This window comes from Pseudomonas sp. IT-P218 (genome assembly GCF_949767605.1).
In the GTDB taxonomy this organism is placed as follows: domain Bacteria; phylum Pseudomonadota; class Gammaproteobacteria; order Pseudomonadales; family Pseudomonadaceae; genus Aquipseudomonas; species Aquipseudomonas putida_AE.
In genome coordinates this window covers 937,686-953,326 of the sequence record NZ_CATKQQ010000011.1, presented here as the reverse complement: position 1 = coordinate 953,326, position 15,641 = coordinate 937,686, and the positions used below count along the sequence as shown (strand labels likewise).

The window sequence follows — 15,641 nt, the reverse complement described above, 5'->3', positions numbered from 1 at the left end:
CGTTTCACTCGACAGCTCCTACGGATGTAACACTGTAGGAGCTGCCGCAGGCTGCGATCTTTTGATCTTCAGGCTTTACCGGGCCAGGCACTGACAAATTCGGCCAGATCAACCTTCTCCGCCACCCGCGGTTCTTTTTGCGGCGTGCCGAGGTACAGGAAGGCAATCACCTCCTCCCCTTCCGCCAGTCCCAACCCCTTGGCCACATGGGACGAATAGGCCAGGTCACCGGTGCGCCATACCGCGCCGATACCCTGCGCATAGGCCGCGAGCAAAATCCCGTGGGCCGCACAACCCGCGGCCAGCAACTGTTCGGACTTCGGATATTTGACGTGCTCCTGCACCCGCGCAATCACCACGACCACCAGCGGTGCCCGCAGCGGTCCATTACGCGCCTTGTCGATGGCCGCTTCAGCGACTTCAGCGTCCTGCAGCTTTGCCGCTTCGGCCAGCAACTCGCCCATTTGCTCACGCGCCGCGCCTTCGACCGTCAGGAAGCGCCAAGGCTGCAAGTGGCCGTGATCCGGGGCGCGCATGGCTGCGGCAAACAGCACTTCGCGTTGCGCCTGGGTAGGTGCCGGCTCGATCAGGCGCGGCACGGAAACACGGTTGAGCAAAACGTCGAGAGCCTGCATCGGCCACCTCCAGAAAAAAATGTGCGGCTATTCTAGCTGTAACTACTGAGGCAGTGCGGTTTACATGCCCCGCCCCGCAGGTAGAATGGCGCCCTCCTTACTTCAGCCGAGCGGATTTCATGGCGTTGCCGACCTTACGTCTCATTGGTTTCATCATCGGCATTTTCCTGATAACCCTGGCCATCGCCATGGTCGTGCCCATGGCCACGCTGGTGATCTTCGATCGCACCGGCGACCTGCCGTCGTTCCTCTGGGCCAGCATGATCACCTTTGTCGCCGGCCTCGCCCTGGTCATTCCCGGGCGCCCCGAGCATGTCCATCTGCGACCACGGGACATGTACCTGCTGACCGTCAGCAGCTGGCTGGTGGTGTGTATCTTCGCCGCGCTGCCGTTCCTGCTGACCCAGCACATCAGCTACACCGACTCGTTCTTTGAAAGCATGTCCGGGATCACCGCCACCGGTTCGACGGTGCTCAACCACCTGGACGACATGTCCCCCGGCATCCTGATGTGGCGCTCGCTGCTGCACTGGATCGGCGGCATCGGGTTTATCGGCATGGCGGTGGCGATCCTGCCGCTGCTGCGCATCGGTGGCATGCGGCTGTTCCAGACCGAGTCCTCGGACCGTTCTGAAAAAGTCATGCCCCGTTCGCACATGGTGGCGCGCCTGATCGTGGCGGCCTACGTCGGCATCACCATTTTCGGCAGCCTGGCCTTCTGGTGGGCCGGGATGAGCCCGTTCGATGCGATCAACCATGCGATGTCGGCGATTTCCACCGGGGGGTTCTCGACCTCGGACCAGTCCCTGGCCAAGTGGACGCAACCGGCGGTGCATTGGGTGGCCATCGTCATCATGATTCTCGGCAGCCTGCCGTTCACCCTGTACGTGGCGACCCTGCGCGGTAACCGCCGGGCGCTGATCAAGGACCAGCAGGTCCAGGGCTTGCTCGGCATGTTGCTGGTGACCTGGCTGGTACTTGGCACCTGGTACTGGTGGACCACCCAGCTGCATTGGCTGGAGGCGTTGCGGCATGTGGCGCTGAACGTGACGTCGGTGGTCACCACCACCGGTTTCGCGCTGGGGGACTACAGCCTGTGGGGCAATTTCTCGCTGATGCTGTTCTTCTATCTGGGTTTCGTCGGCGGTTGCTCTGGTTCGACTGCCGGCGGGATCAAGATTTTCCGCTTCCAGGTCGCCTACATCCTGCTCAAGGCCAACCTTAACCAGCTGATCCACCCCCGTGCGGTGATCAAGCAGAAGTACAACGGCCACCGCCTCGATGAAGAGATCGTGCGTTCGATCCTGACCTTTTCGTTCTTCTTCGCCATCACCATCTGCGTGATCGCGTTGTTGCTGTCACTGCTCGGGGTGGACTGGATGACCGCCCTGACCGGCGCCGCCAGCACCGTGTCCGGCGTCGGCCCGGGGCTGGGCGAGACCATCGGCCCGGCAGGCAACTTCGCTTCCCTGCCGGACGCGGCCAAGTGGATTCTCTCGTTCGGTATGCTGCTGGGCCGACTGGAGATCATTACCGTGTTTGTGCTGTGTATACCGGCGTTCTGGCGTCACTGACCGGCGCCGGCGTTTCCATCAGGCGCGCCCGGTACTCGCCGGGCGTGGTGTCGAACCAGCGGCGGAAAGCGCGGAAGAAATTGCTCGGATCAGCGAACCCCAGCAGGTAGGCGATTTCCAGCAGGGTCATGCTCGGTTGCGCCAGGTACTGCTCGGCCAGTTCACGACGGGTGTCGTCGAGCAACGTCTGAAAACTCGTGCCCTCCTCCTGTAGACGCCGTTGCAAGGTGCGTTGCGACAAATGCAGCGTCTGCGCCACGGCATCGCGCTTGGGTTCGCCCTGGGGCAGCAGACGGCACAGCACCTGGCGCGCCTTGTGCGTGACCCGACTCTCGGAAAACCGCGCCAGGTATTCGCCGGCAAACCGGTCATGCAACAGCGCCATGGCCTCGTTGGCCGTCGGCAGCGGTGCTTCCATGTCCGCGCGTTCAAATATCAACGCATCGTAGGGCGCGTTGAACACCAGCGGCGCATGGAAGGCTTGTTTATAGGGTTCGAGATCGGCCGGTTGATCACCCTGCACCAGCACCTTGCGCGGGTGCAGCGTGCGTCCGGTCAACCAGCCGCACAGTGCCAGGGCGCAGGCCAACGAGGCTTCGGCGCTTTGCCGGGTGGGTGGCAAATGGTCGCCGTGCACCGTCAGGATCAGCGCATAGCCCTCATCCAGCAGGCGAAAACTCAGGTCGGCGCTTTCGGCGATGATCCGCTGGTAACGCACCAGTCGCCTGAAGCCTTCGGCCAGGGTCTGGCTGGACATCAGGGCGTATCCGGTCACATGGAACTGTGCCGGTCGCACCACCTTGCCCATGTTCAGGCCAATCGCCGGGTTGCCGGACAGTTCAACCGCCCGTTGCCACAGTCGTGTCATGGAATCTTGCGGGAAGCGCGCATCCGGATCATCCAGTGCCGCGTAGTCGAGCCCCAGTTGATTGAACAGAACCCGGCAATCCAGGCCGTCCATTTCCAGTGCTTTGACAATCCCCATCGCCCAGCTTGCAGAAGTCGTTCGTTCGCTCATGGCGTCTACTGTCTTGGTGAGCCGTCTGTCGCGGCAAATTTTCCGAAGGATACTAAAGTGGCGCCTATTGTCACTGGCTCGCGCCAATGATCACTCTAGACTCAAATAAGCTACCCGCAGAACAAGTTGCAGCCAGAACAATAACCACAGAGATCGCGGTCGTGGAAAACATCAAGCGTTTCAATAGCTTCGCTGAGTTTTATCCGTATTACCTCAGCGAACACAGCAACAGTACCTGCCGACGATTGCACTTCATCGGCACCACGCTGGTTATTTTCATTCTGGCGCTGACCGTCGGTCGTGGCGCCTGGACCTTGTTGTGGGTATTGCCGCTGGCGGGTTACAGCTTCGCCTGGGTTGGCCATTTCTTCTTCGAGAAGAATCGTCCTGCAACCTTTCAGCACCCTTTCTACAGCCTTCTCGGCGATTTCGTCATGTATCGCGACATGATCCTGGGACGCGTGCCGTTCTAGATCAGCAGAGGATTGCCGATGAATGCCAATGCCCGTTTTACCCACATGAAGGATGGTACGCAGGAAGACTGGGCGATCATCGCCGCGGACTTCAGCGCCTACGCTCGCCAATTGCCGATTCGGATCGCGGCGCACCTGAAGCTGCTCGAAGGTGATTTCGGCGGGTTCCCCGTGGACCGCCTGACCCACTCGCTGCAAACCGCCACCCGTGCCTGGCGCGATGGCCGCGATGAAGAGTACGTGGTCTGCGCCCTGCTCCACGACATCGGCGACACCCTGGGTTCCTACAACCACCCGGACATCGCCGCGGCCATCCTCAAGCCGTTTGTCAGCGCCGAGAATCTGTGGATGGTGGAAAAACACGGGATTTTCCAGGGCTACTACTTCTTCCATCACCTGGGCATGGACCGGCATCTGCGCGAGCAATTCTGCGATCACCCGCAGTATCAGGCCACCATCGAATTCTGCGCCAAATACGATGCGGCGGCGTTTGACCCGGCGTATGACACGCTGCCGTTGAGTTTCTTCGAGCCGATGATGGAACGGTTGTTTGCGCAGCCGAAGAACTCGATCTACAAGGCGGCGATGTAGGAGCGAGCTTGCTCCGGGCGGCGTTCCGACGAAAAACCTGAGGTCGCCGCGGGGTGTCTGGTTTCCCGCGTCATCGTTGAATTCCATCGCGAGCAAGCTTGCTCCTACAGCGAAGGCGCCGGACCTGTCTACGCAGGCTCTGCCATTTTAACTGCCTTCAATTGCGCCTCCTGCGCATCCGCCAGCCGATACAACTCGATCGTGCCATCCCAATGCTCGATCAGCGCCGTGCACGACTCCACCCAGTCGCCGCAATTGAGGTAGTCGACCCCGCCCACCTTGCGAATCTCGGCATGGTGAATATGGCCGCACACCACGCCGTGGAGTTCGCGCTTGACGCACTCGTGGGCGATGGCTTCTTCAAAATCGCTGATGAAGCTCACCGCGGTTTTCACCTTGTGCTTGAGGTACGCCGACAGCGACCAGTAGCCGTAGCCGTATCGGGCGCGCCAGTGGTTGAGCCAGCGGTTGAGGGTCAGGGTGAATTCGTAGGCCGAGTCGCCGAGAAACGCCAGCCAGCGATGGTAGCGGGTAATCACATCGAACTGATCGCCGTGGATCACCAGCAAGTGTCGGCCATCGGCGGTCACGTGCACCGCTTCGTCCACCAGCTGGATGTTGCCCAGGATCAGCTTCGAATAGCGGCGCAGGAATTCGTCGTGGTTGCCGGTGACGTAGATCACCTCGGTGCCGCGCTTGCTCATGGTCAACAGGCGCCGGATCACGTTGGTGTGCGCCTGGGGCCAGTACATGCCGCCGCGCAGTTTCCAGCCGTCGATGATGTCACCGACCAGGTAGACCTTGTCCGCGTGATAACCCTTGAGGAACTGCGACAGATGCTCGGCCTGGCAATCGCGGGTGCCCAGGTGCACATCGGAAATCCACAGGGTCCGCACACGTTGCTTACGACTGGGTTTGGCGAGCTCGGCGCTGGTCATGGGCAACCCTCAGGACAAGTTTTGGCAAGCTTGCCGCGTCCGGGTTAATGGCCCATGACAGCGCCGAGTCAGTCCTGTGACAGCGCGCGCAGGTGGTGTCGGTGTAGACTGCGACCTGACGCATCAACCCTGCAACGAGAGCCGAGATGAGACCGATCCTCACCCTGCGCCAGTACACCCACGACCTGATCGTCCACAGCCATGAGCATGCGCAACTGGTGTTCGGGCTGTCGGGTGCGCTGGATTTCGAAGTCGACGGGCATGGCAGCCAGGTGGTCCAGCAAAGCTTCGTGGTGATTCCGGGCGGCTTTCATCATGCCTGCGGCAGCCCCAACGGCAGCCGCTGCCTGGTCCTCGACGTGCCCGGCGATCAATGGCTTGGCCAGTCCCTGGGCGATCATGCCGATGCCAGTCGACGCCTGCTCGACAACGCCGGCCGCTTGTCGCTGGATGCGGGACAGAGCCAGTTGGTCGAGTGGCTGGCCAACAGCCCGGTCGATGATCCGGTCATTGCGCAACAGGGCGCGGTGCTGTTGCTGGCGAGCCTCAACAACGCCAGGCCCGACTCGGTCGGCGGCCGGCGCCTGCCCTACGCCGCCCTGAATGCACACATCGACCAATACGCCGCCTACCCGCTGCAAGTCGCCGACCTGGCGCGCGTGGCCGGTCTTTCCAGCGCCCGTTTGCATGCCCGGTTCGTGGCCGAATGCGGGCAGACGCCGATGGACTACATCCGCAGCCGACGCCTGCACAAGGCCGTGGGACTGCTGCGCAATTCGGCGCTGCCCATTGGCGAGATTGCCTGTCGGGTCGGCTACAGCTCCCAGAGTGCCTTTGCCGCAGCGGTGCTGCGCGAGTTCGGCGCATCGCCGGGTAAATTGCGGCGCGAGGCTGGCGACAAATGACGCGAGTCTGGCGACAGACACAGGGTTCGTTTACACGTTCAATGTAGGAGCTGCCGCAGGCTGCGATCTTTTGATCTTGCTTTCAGGATCAAGATCAAAAGATCGCAGCCTGCGGCAGCTCCTACAAGGGTCGGCGGTGTTGTCGGCCACGTTTATCAAGGATTGCCATGACTCCCCGTACCGCCCTGGGCGCCCTGCATATCGGCGCATTGATGTTCGGCCTGACCGGCGTGTTCGGCAAACTCGCCGCCGCTTCGCCGGCGATCATCGTCTTCGGCCGGGCGGCGTTCGCGGTGCTGGCGCTGGCGTTCTTTGCGCGCTTTGCCAGCCAAAGCCGATGGCGAAGACTCGAAGCGGTGGATGTGCGCCGACTGCTGCTCAGCGGCTTGCTGCTGGCCGGGCACTGGGTGAGTTTCTTCATCTCGGTGAAGGTCGCCGGCGTTGCCATCGCGACGCTGGGCTTTGCCAGTTTCCCGGCCTTTACCGTGATCCTTGAAGGGCTGATTTTCCGTGAGCGCATCCGCGCCAATGAAATTATGCTGGTGGCGCTGGTGAGTGTCGGGCTGGTGCTGGTCACGCCTGCGTTCGATCTGGGCAGTGGCGCCACCACCGGCCTGCTCTGGTCGATCGCCTCGGGCTTGCTGTTTTCCTTGTTGTCGCTGACCAACCGCGCCAGCTCCGCGCGCATCCCGCCGGTGCAGGCGGCGTTGTGCCAGAACGTGGTGGTCGGATTGTGCCTGCTGCCAGCCGCAGCCCCGCACCTGAGTGAAGTGCGCGCCATCGACTGGCTGTGGATCGGCCTGCTCGGGGTGTTCTGCACCGGCGTCGCCCACAGCCTGTTTGTCGCCAGCCTGGCGGTGATCAAGGCACGGACCGCCGCCGTGGTCTTCGCCCTGGAGCCGGTCTACGGGATCACCATCGCCTGGCTGCTGTTCGATGAAAACCCGACCCTGCGCATGCTGCTGGGTGGCGCATTGATCATCGTCGCGATCGTGGTGTCCAGCAGGCTATCGAGTGGTGCGAGCAAGAAAACCGTTGCCGCCGAGGCGGTGTCTCACTGAGTGCGATCGTTGTGCCCCAGGTCGCGGTCCGGATCGATCTGGTCGCGGACCCGCTGCTTGAGCACCTTGGCCTCGGGGAAACCGCCATCAGCCTTGCGCTCCCAGAGCTGCACCTGGTCACAGAAAATGTGAAAGACCCCACCCGTGCCGGGCACCAGGGACACCTTGCCCAGGTCATCGCCAAAGGTGCTGAGCAGCTCCTGGGCGAGCCAGGCCGCACGCAGCAGCCACTGGCATTGGGTGCAATAGGTGATGACGATTTCCGGTTTGCTGGCGGTCATGATCGGCGAAACTCCTGAGGCAGAGGGCGCCACCATGATAACGGTGTTTACTGCCTGTTACCCGGTTCGGCGGGTTCGATTACCCATTCAATCTCAGGCTCGGGCAGCGCTGGCGCTTTCGGCGGCTGCTCGGCGGTAGGAGAAGGGTCCATCGGGCCCAGATCCCAGTTCGTTTCCATCGACAAGTCGTCCAGATTCAGCTGGAACTCATCGAAGGGTAATGGCGGCGATGGCGTCACCAGGGGCAAAAGTACCGGTGCTGCAAGCACAACCGGCGCAAGAGGTTGCAATGGCGATTGGCGGACGGGCACTTCCTGAAGGCTCTGCCCATCGGGCTGCGGGTCTGGTTGCGATGGTTCCAGCGATACCTGGTCCTGCTGTCTTTGCCGACGAACCCGCACCAGCAGTAACGCCAACGCCACCAGCGCCAGCAACCCTCCGATCGCTAGCCAGTTCGACCCAGGCTCCGCCACTGGCGCTGGCGCCACGTCAACCGACGCAACAGGTTCCGTGGGTGCCTGCTTGACCTCGGCCAATCGGGCTTGCAACTCGGCGACCTGCTTTTTCTCAACGGCGATCTGCTCGTCCCGGGCCTGAAGTTTCACGTTGAGTTCATCGACGCTCGCCTGCAACTGTTGGTTGTGCAGGACGCTGGTGGCCAGTTGTTCAGCCAGGGGATCGGCGACAGGCCTTGCCGCCGATTCCGTGCGTGCAGGTAATGGTGCGACTGCCGGCTCGACACTCGGGAATGCTGAAGAGGGACGGTTCACCGCTGGTTCATCACTGATCGGCGCCATGTTTTCTGCACCTGGAGGATCGATCAGCACGGTGTACTCGCGCAACACGCGGCCATTGGGCTGGTCGAGTTGCACCAGAAAATCCAGGTAGGGTTCCTTGACCGGTTTGTTGGAGCTGACCCGGACCAGGCTGCGATTGCCCCGCAGGATGGGCGTGAATGTCAGGTCGTTGAGGAAGGCCACGCGCTCGACGCCGGCGCGGCTGAACTCGTCCGCCGTCGCCAGGCTGACCGACAGCTCGCCCTCAGTCACTGCGGCGGCATCCACCAGGGCGATCTCCGCGCGCAGCGGCTGATTCAGTGCCGAGTGCAGGGTGATTTCACCGAGGCCCAACGCCGGCACCCAGGCCGAATAAGTAACAGCGGCACAGGCCAGCAACAGCCTGGCGCCAAACCGTACAACCAATAGCCGACTCTGGAGCATGAACATCCCTTAGGTAAACCAAAAACCAATCTGCACGTGTTCGCACCTGCGGTACGAACACGATATTGCCGACTAGTTCTTATAGTCCGCCCAATGCCCTGGCTCAAAAGCCTGGGCGGGAGGTTGTGTCTCAGGATTTTTCGAGGTTGGCCAGGATGTGCCCGTGAACACGCATGCAGACCTTTACGTCCGCCTCATCGACACCTTCGAAGAGTTCATGACGCAGCTGGGTGGCAATGGTTTCAATTTGTTCGATCAGGGGCAGCGCCGGCGCGCAAAGCACAATTTTTTTCGCCCGACGGTCTTCCACCACCGCCTGGCGTTGCACCAGGCCCTGGCTTTCCAGACTGTCGAGCAGCCGCGCCAGGGTTGGCCCCTCGACGCCGACGCTTTGCGCCAGCTCACGCTGGGTCGGGGCTTGCTCGAAGCGCGCCAGGTGCAGCAGCACCAGCCAGCGGGCCTGGGACAGGCCAAGTCCGGCAAGGCGGCGGTCGAGCTCGGCGCGCCAGCCACGGGACATTTGTGCCAACTGCATGCCAAAACGGTGTTGATCGGTCAACGACATAAAACACTCATGATCAGACTGAAATAAGAGAAATACTAATAATTAGTCAGCTAAGCATGAGCCTTGGCTGGAGGCAAGGCTTGTTCTGTACTGAATCGTTACATCAATGAGGCTGGTCATTCAAAGTTCGAATTCGGACTGCAAAGCCGCCCGAATACAGTACAGGACCCCTTCGGGCACCCTCCCTGCGAACAGCGCGGAAATTTCCGCTACCGGCGGCAGTTCGCCCTCTCCGTCGAGGAACGCGTCCTGGACTTCGCCCATCAAGTCCTCCGGCAAGTCCAGCGCCTGCTCCAGCGACAACTGCTGCTTGCCGATCGCCTCGGCGAGCAGGGTGTAGACGTTCTTTTCCGAGCATTGCAACTGACCGGCGATCTGCAACGGCGTCATGCCGGCACGGGCCAGGGTGATCAGCTCGTGGCGCAGGTCTGCGACAACTTTCGGTGCCTCGACCTGGCCACCGAGGACTTCGAGGAACGCCTCGCCATAACGCTCCAGCTTGCGTGCGCCGACGCCACTGACCCGGGCCATTTGCGCCAGCGAGGTTGGTTGGCTGCGCAGCATTTCCAGCAAGGTCGAGTCGGGGAAAATGACGTACGGCGGTACGCCGTGTTCTTCGGCCAGCTTGCGCCGCAGGGCACGCAGGGCTTCCCACTGTTCGCGCTCTTCGCCCCGCACCAGCTGGCTCGCCTGGCTCTTGCTGCTCTTGGCAGTGGTTTGCGCCTTCAGGTCGCGACGCAGTTCCAGGGTCACTTCGCCTTTGAGCAGCGGACGGCAGGTGTCGCTCAGCCGCAGGCCGCCGTAGCCTTCCAGGTCGATGTCGGCCAGGCCGCGAGCCACCAACTGGCGGAACAGCGAACGCCACTCGCCTTCGGCCATCGCCTTGCCGACCCCGTACACCGAAAGGTGCTGGTGCCCGAAGCTGCGCACCTTTTCGTTGTCCTTGCCCAGCAGGACATCCACCAGGTGCCCGACGCCGTAGCGCTGGCCGGTGCGGTAGATCGCCGAAAGGGCCTGACGGGCGGGTTCGGTGGCGTCCCAGGTCTGCACGCCATCGACACAGTTGTCGCAATGGCCGCAGGGCTCTGGCATGTCTTCGTCAAAGTAGGCCAGCAGCGTCTGGCGACGGCAGCGGGTTTCCTCGCACAGCGAGAGCATGGCATCGAGCTTGTGTTGCTCCAGACGCTTGTGGCGCTCGTCGCCTTCGGAGTTCTGCAGCATCTGCTTGAGCATCACCACGTCCTGCAGGCCATAGGCCATCCAGGCATCGGCGGGCAGACCGTCACGGCCGCCGCGCCCGGTTTCCTGGTAATAGGCCTCAAGCGACTTCGGCAAGTCGAGGTGCGCGACAAAGCGCACGTTGGGCTTGTCGATGCCCATGCCAAAGGCCACGGTAGCGACCATGATCAGGCCTTCCTCGTTGAGGAAGCGTTTCTGGTTGTGGGCCCGCAGATCGTTGGGCAGGCCGGCGTGATACGGCAGCGCCGGGAAGCCTTGCTCGCTGAGGAAGGTCGCCACTTCCTCGACTTTCTTGCGCGACAGGCAATAGACGATACCGGCATCGCTGCGACGCTCGGTGAGGAACGCCAGCAACTGCTTGCGCGGCTGCTCCTTGGGCACGATGCGATAAAAAATGTTCGGCCGGTCGAAACTCGACAGGAAGCGCTCGGCATTCTGCAGGTGCAGGCGGGTGACGATCTCTTCCCGGGTTCGCTTGTCGGCGGTGGCGGTCAGGGCGATGCGCGGTACGTCGGGGAACAGTTCCGCCAACTGGCCCAGTTGCAGGTATTCCGGGCGGAAGTCATGGCCCCATTGGGACACGCAGTGGGCTTCGTCAATGGCGAACAGCGAGATGTTCAGCCCTTGCAGGAAGCTCAGCATGCGCGGCTGCACCAGACGCTCGGGCGCGAGGTAGAGCATTTTCACTTCACCGCGGCGGATCCGTGCCGCCAGGTCACGCTGTTGCTCGGCACTGAGCGTGGAGTTCAATGCCGCGGCGGCCACACCCAGTTCTTCCAGGGTCGCGACCTGATCGTCCATCAGCGCGATCAGCGGCGAAACCACGACCGCCAGGCCGTCGCGCAGCAGCGCCGGCACCTGGAAGCACAGGGATTTACCCCCACCGGTAGGCATCAGGACCAGGGCATCGCCGCCACTGGCCACGCGCTCAATGATTGCACCCTGGCGGCCACGGAAACTGTCGTAGCCGAAGATGTCCTTGAGGACGCGCTGAGCCTGTTCGAGCATAAAAACTCCAAAAATCACCGAAACATCCCTGCAAGGCTGGTGCAGAACCCGCAACTTTGCACCGACAAATCGTAAGTGCGCATTGCATGTCGCTTCACATTTCAGCCATGACGCCAGCAGGGCATCACAAAACGCGCGAGTATACCCGAGCCCTCCCTCGCGCAGGGCACCGCTGATAAGAGCGGATGAAGATGAACCCCTGGAGCTGCCGAAGGCTGCTCCTACAGGGAATGCTGCATCCAAGAGGGGCAAATATGCCGCGCGGCTGGCCCAAGCGCTCAAGAAGGCCTAGAATTCCCGCATCGAATATTCCCCAAGGTAGCCCTTTAATGTCCTTCGCTGAGCAACTAACCCGCCTGCAAGTCTTCCTCGACGCCGATGAACTGCATGACGAGGCGCTGGACTACGTGGCCGCCCACGGCTACCTCACCGCGCTGTCGATCTGTTCCGAAGACGTTCCCGACCGTGAATGGATCGACGCCCTCTTCGCCGAAGAGCCGCACTACAGCGGCGAAGCCCAACGCGAAGAAATCGAAGCCACGCTGATCGGTCTCAAGGCTCACATCGCCCGCCAGCTGGCCTCCGATGAAGAGTTCGAGCTGCCGTGCGACCTCGACCTGGGCGACGACCCGGACGATTCCGAGCTGCGCGGCTGGTGCATCGGATTCATGGAAGGCGTGTTCCTGCGCGAAGAAGCCTGGTTCGAAACCGCCGAAGACGAAGTCAGCGAAATGCTCCTGCCGATCATGGTCGGTTCGGGCCTGTTCGACGAGCAACCGGAGTTCTCCGACATTGCCGCCGACGCCAACCTGATGGACGACATGATCGTGCAGATCCCGGAAGCCCTGACTGCGCTGTACCTGCTGTGCAACGCACCAGACGAAAAACCGGCGATCCTCAAGCCACGCCATCACTAAGGTCCCGCCTATGGACAACCCCATAGGCAACCGCTCCCTGATGTTGCGCTACGTGCTGCTGGCCATCGGCTGGCTGAGCGTGGCGCTGGGGGTGATCGGGATTTTCCTGCCGGTGCTGCCCACCACACCCTTCCTGTTGCTGGCGGCTGCCTGTTTCGCCCGCAGTTCGCCGCGTTTCTATCAGTGGCTGGTCAATCACCCGCGGCTCGGGCCGTGGATTCGTGACTACCTCGAAGGTAATGGCATTCCGCTCAAGGGCAAGGTCTATGCCATTGGCCTGATGTGGGCCAGCATCCTGTTCTCCTGCTACCTGGTGCCGATGCCCTGGGCGCGGGCGTTCATGCTGACCAGTGCGGTGCTGGTGACCCTGTACATCCTCAAGCAGAAAACCCTGCACAAGTCCTGAGATTCCCCCGCCTGCAGGTCGACGCTGACCCGACCACCACCTAGACTTCAGGTCTCTGCACTCGAGCAGCCAGTCATGCCGCGCAGTCCGGGTAGTCCAGGATGGCCAACACTCCGACTTCGGTTTGGCGGATGGCTGCTGCTGGCCAGTTTTCCCCTGGCCGGGCTTGCCAGCGCCTGGCCCGCCTGGGATTTCGCGCAGATTTCGCATACCGCACAAAAGCGCTATGCCAGCCTGGGGCCGACCCAGGGACGTCTCCAACCCTGGAGTGAAATGCTGCAAGGTGAACGCAACCTGCCCGAGCTGGAGCAATTAACTGCGGTCAATCGCTTCTTCAACCAGCAGCTGGATTTCCAGGACGACGCCCGCCTCTGGCGCCAGGCCGATTACTGGGCCACGCCCGTCGAGGCGCTGATCAAGGCCGCGGGCGATTGCGAAGACTATGCCCTGGCGAAATATTTCAGCCTGCGCCAGCTGGGCATTCCCAGCGACAAGCTGCGCATTACCTACGTCAAGGCCCTGAAACAGAACCAGGCGCACATGGTGCTGACCTATTACAGCAGCCCTGGCGCCGAACCGCTGGTGCTCGACAACCTGATCGGCGAAATCCGCCCCGCCTCGCAGCGCAAGGACCTGTTGCCGGTGTATGCCTTCAACGCCGAAGGCCTGTACCTGCCCGGCAAACCTGGCCACCCGCGCAGCGGCGACTCGAAAAAACTGTCGCGCTGGCAAGACGTCCTGAAAAAAATGCAAACCGAAGGATTCGCCGTCGGCGACGGTTAGTCGCCACGCCAAGGAGCGCTCGATGAAACTGCGCAACCAGTTGTTTCTTGCCATCTGCCTGTTCTTGCTGGTGGCGTTCAGCGGCAGTTTTTATGCCAGCCTGGAAAGCTCTCGCGAGCAAACGCTGGGCCAGTTGCGCGCCCATGCCCAGGACGCCGCGACCGCCCTGGGCCTGACCCTGACCACCCAGGTCGACGACCCGGCGATGATGGAGTTGATGGTCAGCTCGATTTTCGACAGCGGCTATTACAGCGACATCCGCGTCACCCACCTGGAGAATCGGCAGGTGCTGGTGCAGCGCAGCGTCCCCGAGCAAATCGACGGCGTGCCCGGCTGGTTCGTCAACCTGGTGAATTTGCGCCCCGAGGGCGGCGATGCATTGATCACCCGTGGCTGGCAACAGGTGGCGCGCGTTGAAGTGTTGAGCAATCCCCAGTTCGCCCTGGCCAAACTCTGGGACAGCACACTGGGAAGCCTCGTCTGGTTGCTGCTCTGCGGGCTGCTCAGTGCAGTGTTCGGTGGCTGGCTGCTGCGTCGGCAATTACGCCCGCTCGACACCATGGTCCGGCAGGCCGACGCCATCAGCAAACGCGAGTTTCTCAGCTTGCCGACGCTGCCGCGCACACCGGAGTTGAAACGCGTGGTGCTGGCGATGAACCAGATGGTCGAGAAGCTCAAGACGCTGTTCGCCGAAGAGGCGGCGCGCAGTGAAAAACTGCTCGGCGAGTCCTACCGGGACAGCCTGACAGGGCTGGCCAACCGGCGATTGCTCGATGAACAACTGGCCGATCAATTGCGGATCGCCGAGCAAAATGGCGACGGTCATCTGCTGATGCTGCAGCTCAACGATTTGGCCGGGCTCAATCAACGCCTTGGCGGGCAACGCACCGATGCGTTGATTGGCGCGGTCGGCGACTTGCTCAAGCGCCTGACTCAGGTACCGCAACGGCGCACCTGGCTGGCAGCGCGCAATCGCGGTGGCGAATTCAGCCTGCTGGCACCGGATCTCGATACCGAGGAGGCAACGCGCCTGGCTGCCGAGCTCAGCGCCACCCTGGAAAACCTGCGCCTCACCGGTGCCAGTGACTGCATGCCCGTCGCCCATCTGGGCGTCGTCGCCTTCCATCCCGGCGACCCGGCGAGCCACGTGCTGCATCAACTTGACCAGGCACTGAACGAAGCCCGGCAACATCCCGAGCGCCCCTGGGCCGTGTTGGGCCACAGCGACAGCGCACCAAAGCAGGCCCAACACCACTGGCACACCTGGCTTGACGCTGCCCTGAACGAAGGCCAGCTGCAGTTGTATTTTCAACCGGTGGTGTTATGCGCCGAGACTCGTCAGGTGCTGCATCACAAGGTCCTCGCACGCCTGCTCGATCCACAGGGCGAAGCGATCGCCGCCGGCCAGTTCTTGCCGTGGATCGAGCGGTTTGGCTGGTCGGCGCGCTTTGACCTGGCGATGCTCGAAGCCACCCTCGAATACCTCGTCATCAACCGGATGCCCCTGGCATTGAGCCTGTCCGGCAGCACCTTGCGCGATCAGGCGCAGGTGCAACTGATCCTCGACATGCTTGAATCCCTGCCGGAACTGGCGCCCTTCCTGACCCTGGAAATCGATGAGCGCCAACTGCCTCCGCCAGACCCGTTGCAACGCTTGAGCCACAGCCTGCTCGCCACCGGTTACCGTATCGGGCTGCAGCATTTTGGCGGCCATTTCAGCCAGATCGGCAACCTCACGCAACTGGGGCTGGCGTACCTTAAAATCGACGGCGCCTACATCCGTGGCATCGATGCCGAGCATGATAAACGGCTGTTCATCGAGGCGGTTTGCCGCACGACCCACAGCATCGACTTACCCTTGATCGCAGAAAAAGTGGAAACCCAGGGGGAGCTGGAAGCGATCCGGGCATTGGGGGTGTTTGGCGTGATGGGGCGCTTGATCGGTGAGCCGCAGCCGATGTGATCTGCGGACGGTCGCAGGCAAAAAAAACCGCTCTCCCCTGTCACAGGAAGAGCGGTTTTTTTAT

General features: G+C 62.1%; 16 protein-coding genes. 9 read left to right on the top strand and 7 right to left on the bottom strand.

Annotated features, from left to right (window positions below; genetic code table 11):
- Nucleotides 1–68: 68 nt before the first annotated feature.
- Nucleotides 69–635 carry an NAD(P)H nitroreductase gene (locus ACM6I6_RS11210; RefSeq protein ID WP_274074819.1) on the bottom strand — a complete coding sequence of 189 codons (567 nt, stop codon included), beginning with the start codon at nt 633–635 and terminating at the stop codon, nt 69–71.
- Between the two features lie 119 nt (nt 636–754).
- Between ACM6I6_RS11210 and ACM6I6_RS11205 the strand changes: the two genes are divergently transcribed.
- Nucleotides 755–2,209 (top strand): TrkH family potassium uptake protein, encoded by a 1,455-nt coding sequence (locus ACM6I6_RS11205; RefSeq protein ID WP_274074818.1) that lies wholly within the window; start codon nt 755–757, stop codon nt 2,207–2,209.
- Here the strand turns inward: ACM6I6_RS11205 and ACM6I6_RS11200 are convergent.
- A complete protein-coding gene (locus ACM6I6_RS11200; RefSeq protein ID WP_274074817.1) occupies nt 2,166–3,227 on the bottom strand; it encodes an AraC family transcriptional regulator in 1,062 nt (353 codons plus the stop codon). The genes ACM6I6_RS11205 and ACM6I6_RS11200 overlap by 44 nt on opposite strands.
- 161 nt (nt 3,228–3,388) lie before the next feature.
- Between ACM6I6_RS11200 and ACM6I6_RS11195 the strand changes: the two genes are divergently transcribed.
- The gene (locus tag ACM6I6_RS11195) at nt 3,389–3,700 is read left to right on the top strand and encodes a DUF962 domain-containing protein (RefSeq protein WP_274074816.1); all 312 of its coding nucleotides are present in this window, start codon (nt 3,389–3,391) and stop codon (nt 3,698–3,700) included.
- An 18-nt stretch (nt 3,701–3,718) separates the two neighbouring features.
- Nucleotides 3,719–4,291 carry an HD domain-containing protein gene (locus ACM6I6_RS11190; RefSeq protein ID WP_274074815.1) on the top strand — a complete coding sequence of 191 codons (573 nt, stop codon included), beginning with the start codon at nt 3,719–3,721 and terminating at the stop codon, nt 4,289–4,291.
- A gap of 128 nt (nt 4,292–4,419) precedes the next feature.
- Here ACM6I6_RS11190 and ACM6I6_RS11185 read toward each other — a convergent pair whose 3' ends face one another.
- On the bottom strand, nt 4,420–5,229 hold the full coding sequence (locus ACM6I6_RS11185; protein WP_274074814.1) for a UDP-2,3-diacylglucosamine diphosphatase: 810 nt from the start codon (nt 5,227–5,229) through the stop codon (nt 4,420–4,422).
- A gap of 146 nt (nt 5,230–5,375) precedes the next feature.
- Here ACM6I6_RS11185 and ACM6I6_RS11180 point away from each other — a divergent pair, with 146 nt between their 5' ends.
- The gene (locus ACM6I6_RS11180) at nt 5,376–6,134 is read left to right on the top strand and encodes an AraC family transcriptional regulator (protein WP_323627457.1); all 759 of its coding nucleotides are present in this window, start codon (nt 5,376–5,378) and stop codon (nt 6,132–6,134) included.
- Between the two features lie 167 nt (nt 6,135–6,301).
- On the top strand, nt 6,302–7,195 hold the full coding sequence (locus ACM6I6_RS11175) for a DMT family transporter (protein ID WP_414919893.1): 894 nt from the start codon (nt 6,302–6,304) through the stop codon (nt 7,193–7,195).
- Here ACM6I6_RS11175 and ACM6I6_RS11170 read toward each other — a convergent pair.
- The 4 genes from ACM6I6_RS11170 to recQ form a co-directional block, all read right to left on the bottom strand.
- Nucleotides 7,189–7,476 (bottom strand): SelT/SelW/SelH family protein, encoded by a 288-nt coding sequence (locus ACM6I6_RS11170; protein WP_046816858.1) that lies wholly within the window; start codon nt 7,474–7,476, stop codon nt 7,189–7,191. The genes ACM6I6_RS11175 and ACM6I6_RS11170 overlap by 7 nt on opposite strands.
- Nucleotides 7,477–7,523: 47 nt before the next feature.
- Entirely contained in the window at nt 7,524–8,696 is a 1,173-nt protein-coding gene (locus ACM6I6_RS11165) for a FimV family protein (protein WP_414919892.1), read from the bottom strand.
- A gap of 130 nt (nt 8,697–8,826) precedes the next feature.
- Nucleotides 8,827–9,261 carry a MarR family transcriptional regulator gene (locus ACM6I6_RS11160; RefSeq protein ID WP_274074810.1) on the bottom strand — a complete coding sequence of 145 codons (435 nt, stop codon included), beginning with the start codon at nt 9,259–9,261 and terminating at the stop codon, nt 8,827–8,829.
- Between the two features lie 120 nt (nt 9,262–9,381).
- On the bottom strand, nt 9,382–11,508 hold the full coding sequence (gene recQ / locus ACM6I6_RS11155) for a DNA helicase RecQ (RefSeq protein ID WP_406592970.1): 2,127 nt from the start codon (nt 11,506–11,508) through the stop codon (nt 9,382–9,384).
- Between the two features lie 329 nt (nt 11,509–11,837).
- On the opposite strand from recQ, the gene ACM6I6_RS11150 reads away from it, so the two are divergent.
- The 4 genes from ACM6I6_RS11150 to lapD all read left to right on the top strand — a co-directional run bounded on the left by ACM6I6_RS11150 (nt 11,838) and on the right by lapD (nt 15,577).
- Entirely contained in the window at nt 11,838–12,425 is a 588-nt protein-coding gene (locus tag ACM6I6_RS11150) for a YecA family protein (protein WP_274074808.1), read from the top strand.
- Between the two features lie 10 nt (nt 12,426–12,435).
- Nucleotides 12,436–12,831 carry a YbaN family protein gene (locus ACM6I6_RS11145; protein ID WP_274074807.1) on the top strand — a complete coding sequence of 132 codons (396 nt, stop codon included), beginning with the start codon at nt 12,436–12,438 and terminating at the stop codon, nt 12,829–12,831.
- A 75-nt stretch (nt 12,832–12,906) separates the two neighbouring features.
- Complete coding sequence (gene lapG, locus ACM6I6_RS11140; protein ID WP_274074806.1) at nt 12,907–13,614, top strand: cysteine protease LapG; 708 nt, start codon at nt 12,907–12,909, stop codon at nt 13,612–13,614.
- Between the two features lie 22 nt (nt 13,615–13,636).
- Nucleotides 13,637–15,577: a cyclic di-GMP receptor LapD gene (gene lapD / locus ACM6I6_RS11135; RefSeq protein WP_414919891.1), complete on the top strand. Its 1,941-nt coding sequence runs from the start codon at nt 13,637–13,639 to the stop codon at nt 15,575–15,577.
- Nucleotides 15,578–15,641 lie beyond the last annotated feature (64 nt).

Excerpts from the sequence above, each read along its gene's own strand:
- ACM6I6_RS11210 (WP_274074819.1), bottom strand. The coding sequence starts at position 635 with ATGCAGGCTCTCGACGTTTTGCTCAACCGTGTTTCCGTGCCGCGCCTG.
- ACM6I6_RS11205 (WP_274074818.1), top strand. The coding sequence starts at position 755 with ATGGCGTTGCCGACCTTACGTCTCATTGGTTTCATCATCGGCATTTTC.
- ACM6I6_RS11200 (WP_274074817.1), bottom strand. The coding sequence starts at position 3,227 with ATGAGCGAACGAACGACTTCTGCAAGCTGGGCGATGGGGATTGTCAAA.
- ACM6I6_RS11190 (WP_274074815.1), top strand. The coding sequence starts at position 3,719 with ATGAATGCCAATGCCCGTTTTACCCACATGAAGGATGGTACGCAGGAA.
- ACM6I6_RS11185 (WP_274074814.1), bottom strand. The coding sequence starts at position 5,229 with ATGACCAGCGCCGAGCTCGCCAAACCCAGTCGTAAGCAACGTGTGCGG.
- ACM6I6_RS11180 (WP_323627457.1), top strand. The coding sequence starts at position 5,376 with ATGAGACCGATCCTCACCCTGCGCCAGTACACCCACGACCTGATCGTC.
- ACM6I6_RS11175 (WP_414919893.1), top strand. The coding sequence starts at position 6,302 with ATGACTCCCCGTACCGCCCTGGGCGCCCTGCATATCGGCGCATTGATG.
- ACM6I6_RS11170 (WP_046816858.1), bottom strand. The coding sequence starts at position 7,476 with ATGACCGCCAGCAAACCGGAAATCGTCATCACCTATTGCACCCAATGC.
- ACM6I6_RS11165 (WP_414919892.1), bottom strand. The coding sequence starts at position 8,696 with ATGCTCCAGAGTCGGCTATTGGTTGTACGGTTTGGCGCCAGGCTGTTG.
- ACM6I6_RS11160 (WP_274074810.1), bottom strand. The coding sequence starts at position 9,261 with ATGTCGTTGACCGATCAACACCGTTTTGGCATGCAGTTGGCACAAATG.
- recQ (WP_406592970.1), bottom strand. The coding sequence starts at position 11,508 with ATGCTCGAACAGGCTCAGCGCGTCCTCAAGGACATCTTCGGCTACGAC.
- ACM6I6_RS11150 (WP_274074808.1), top strand. The coding sequence starts at position 11,838 with ATGTCCTTCGCTGAGCAACTAACCCGCCTGCAAGTCTTCCTCGACGCC.
- ACM6I6_RS11145 (WP_274074807.1), top strand. The coding sequence starts at position 12,436 with ATGGACAACCCCATAGGCAACCGCTCCCTGATGTTGCGCTACGTGCTG.
- lapG (WP_274074806.1), top strand. The coding sequence starts at position 12,907 with ATGCCGCGCAGTCCGGGTAGTCCAGGATGGCCAACACTCCGACTTCGG.
- lapD (WP_414919891.1), top strand. The coding sequence starts at position 13,637 with ATGAAACTGCGCAACCAGTTGTTTCTTGCCATCTGCCTGTTCTTGCTG.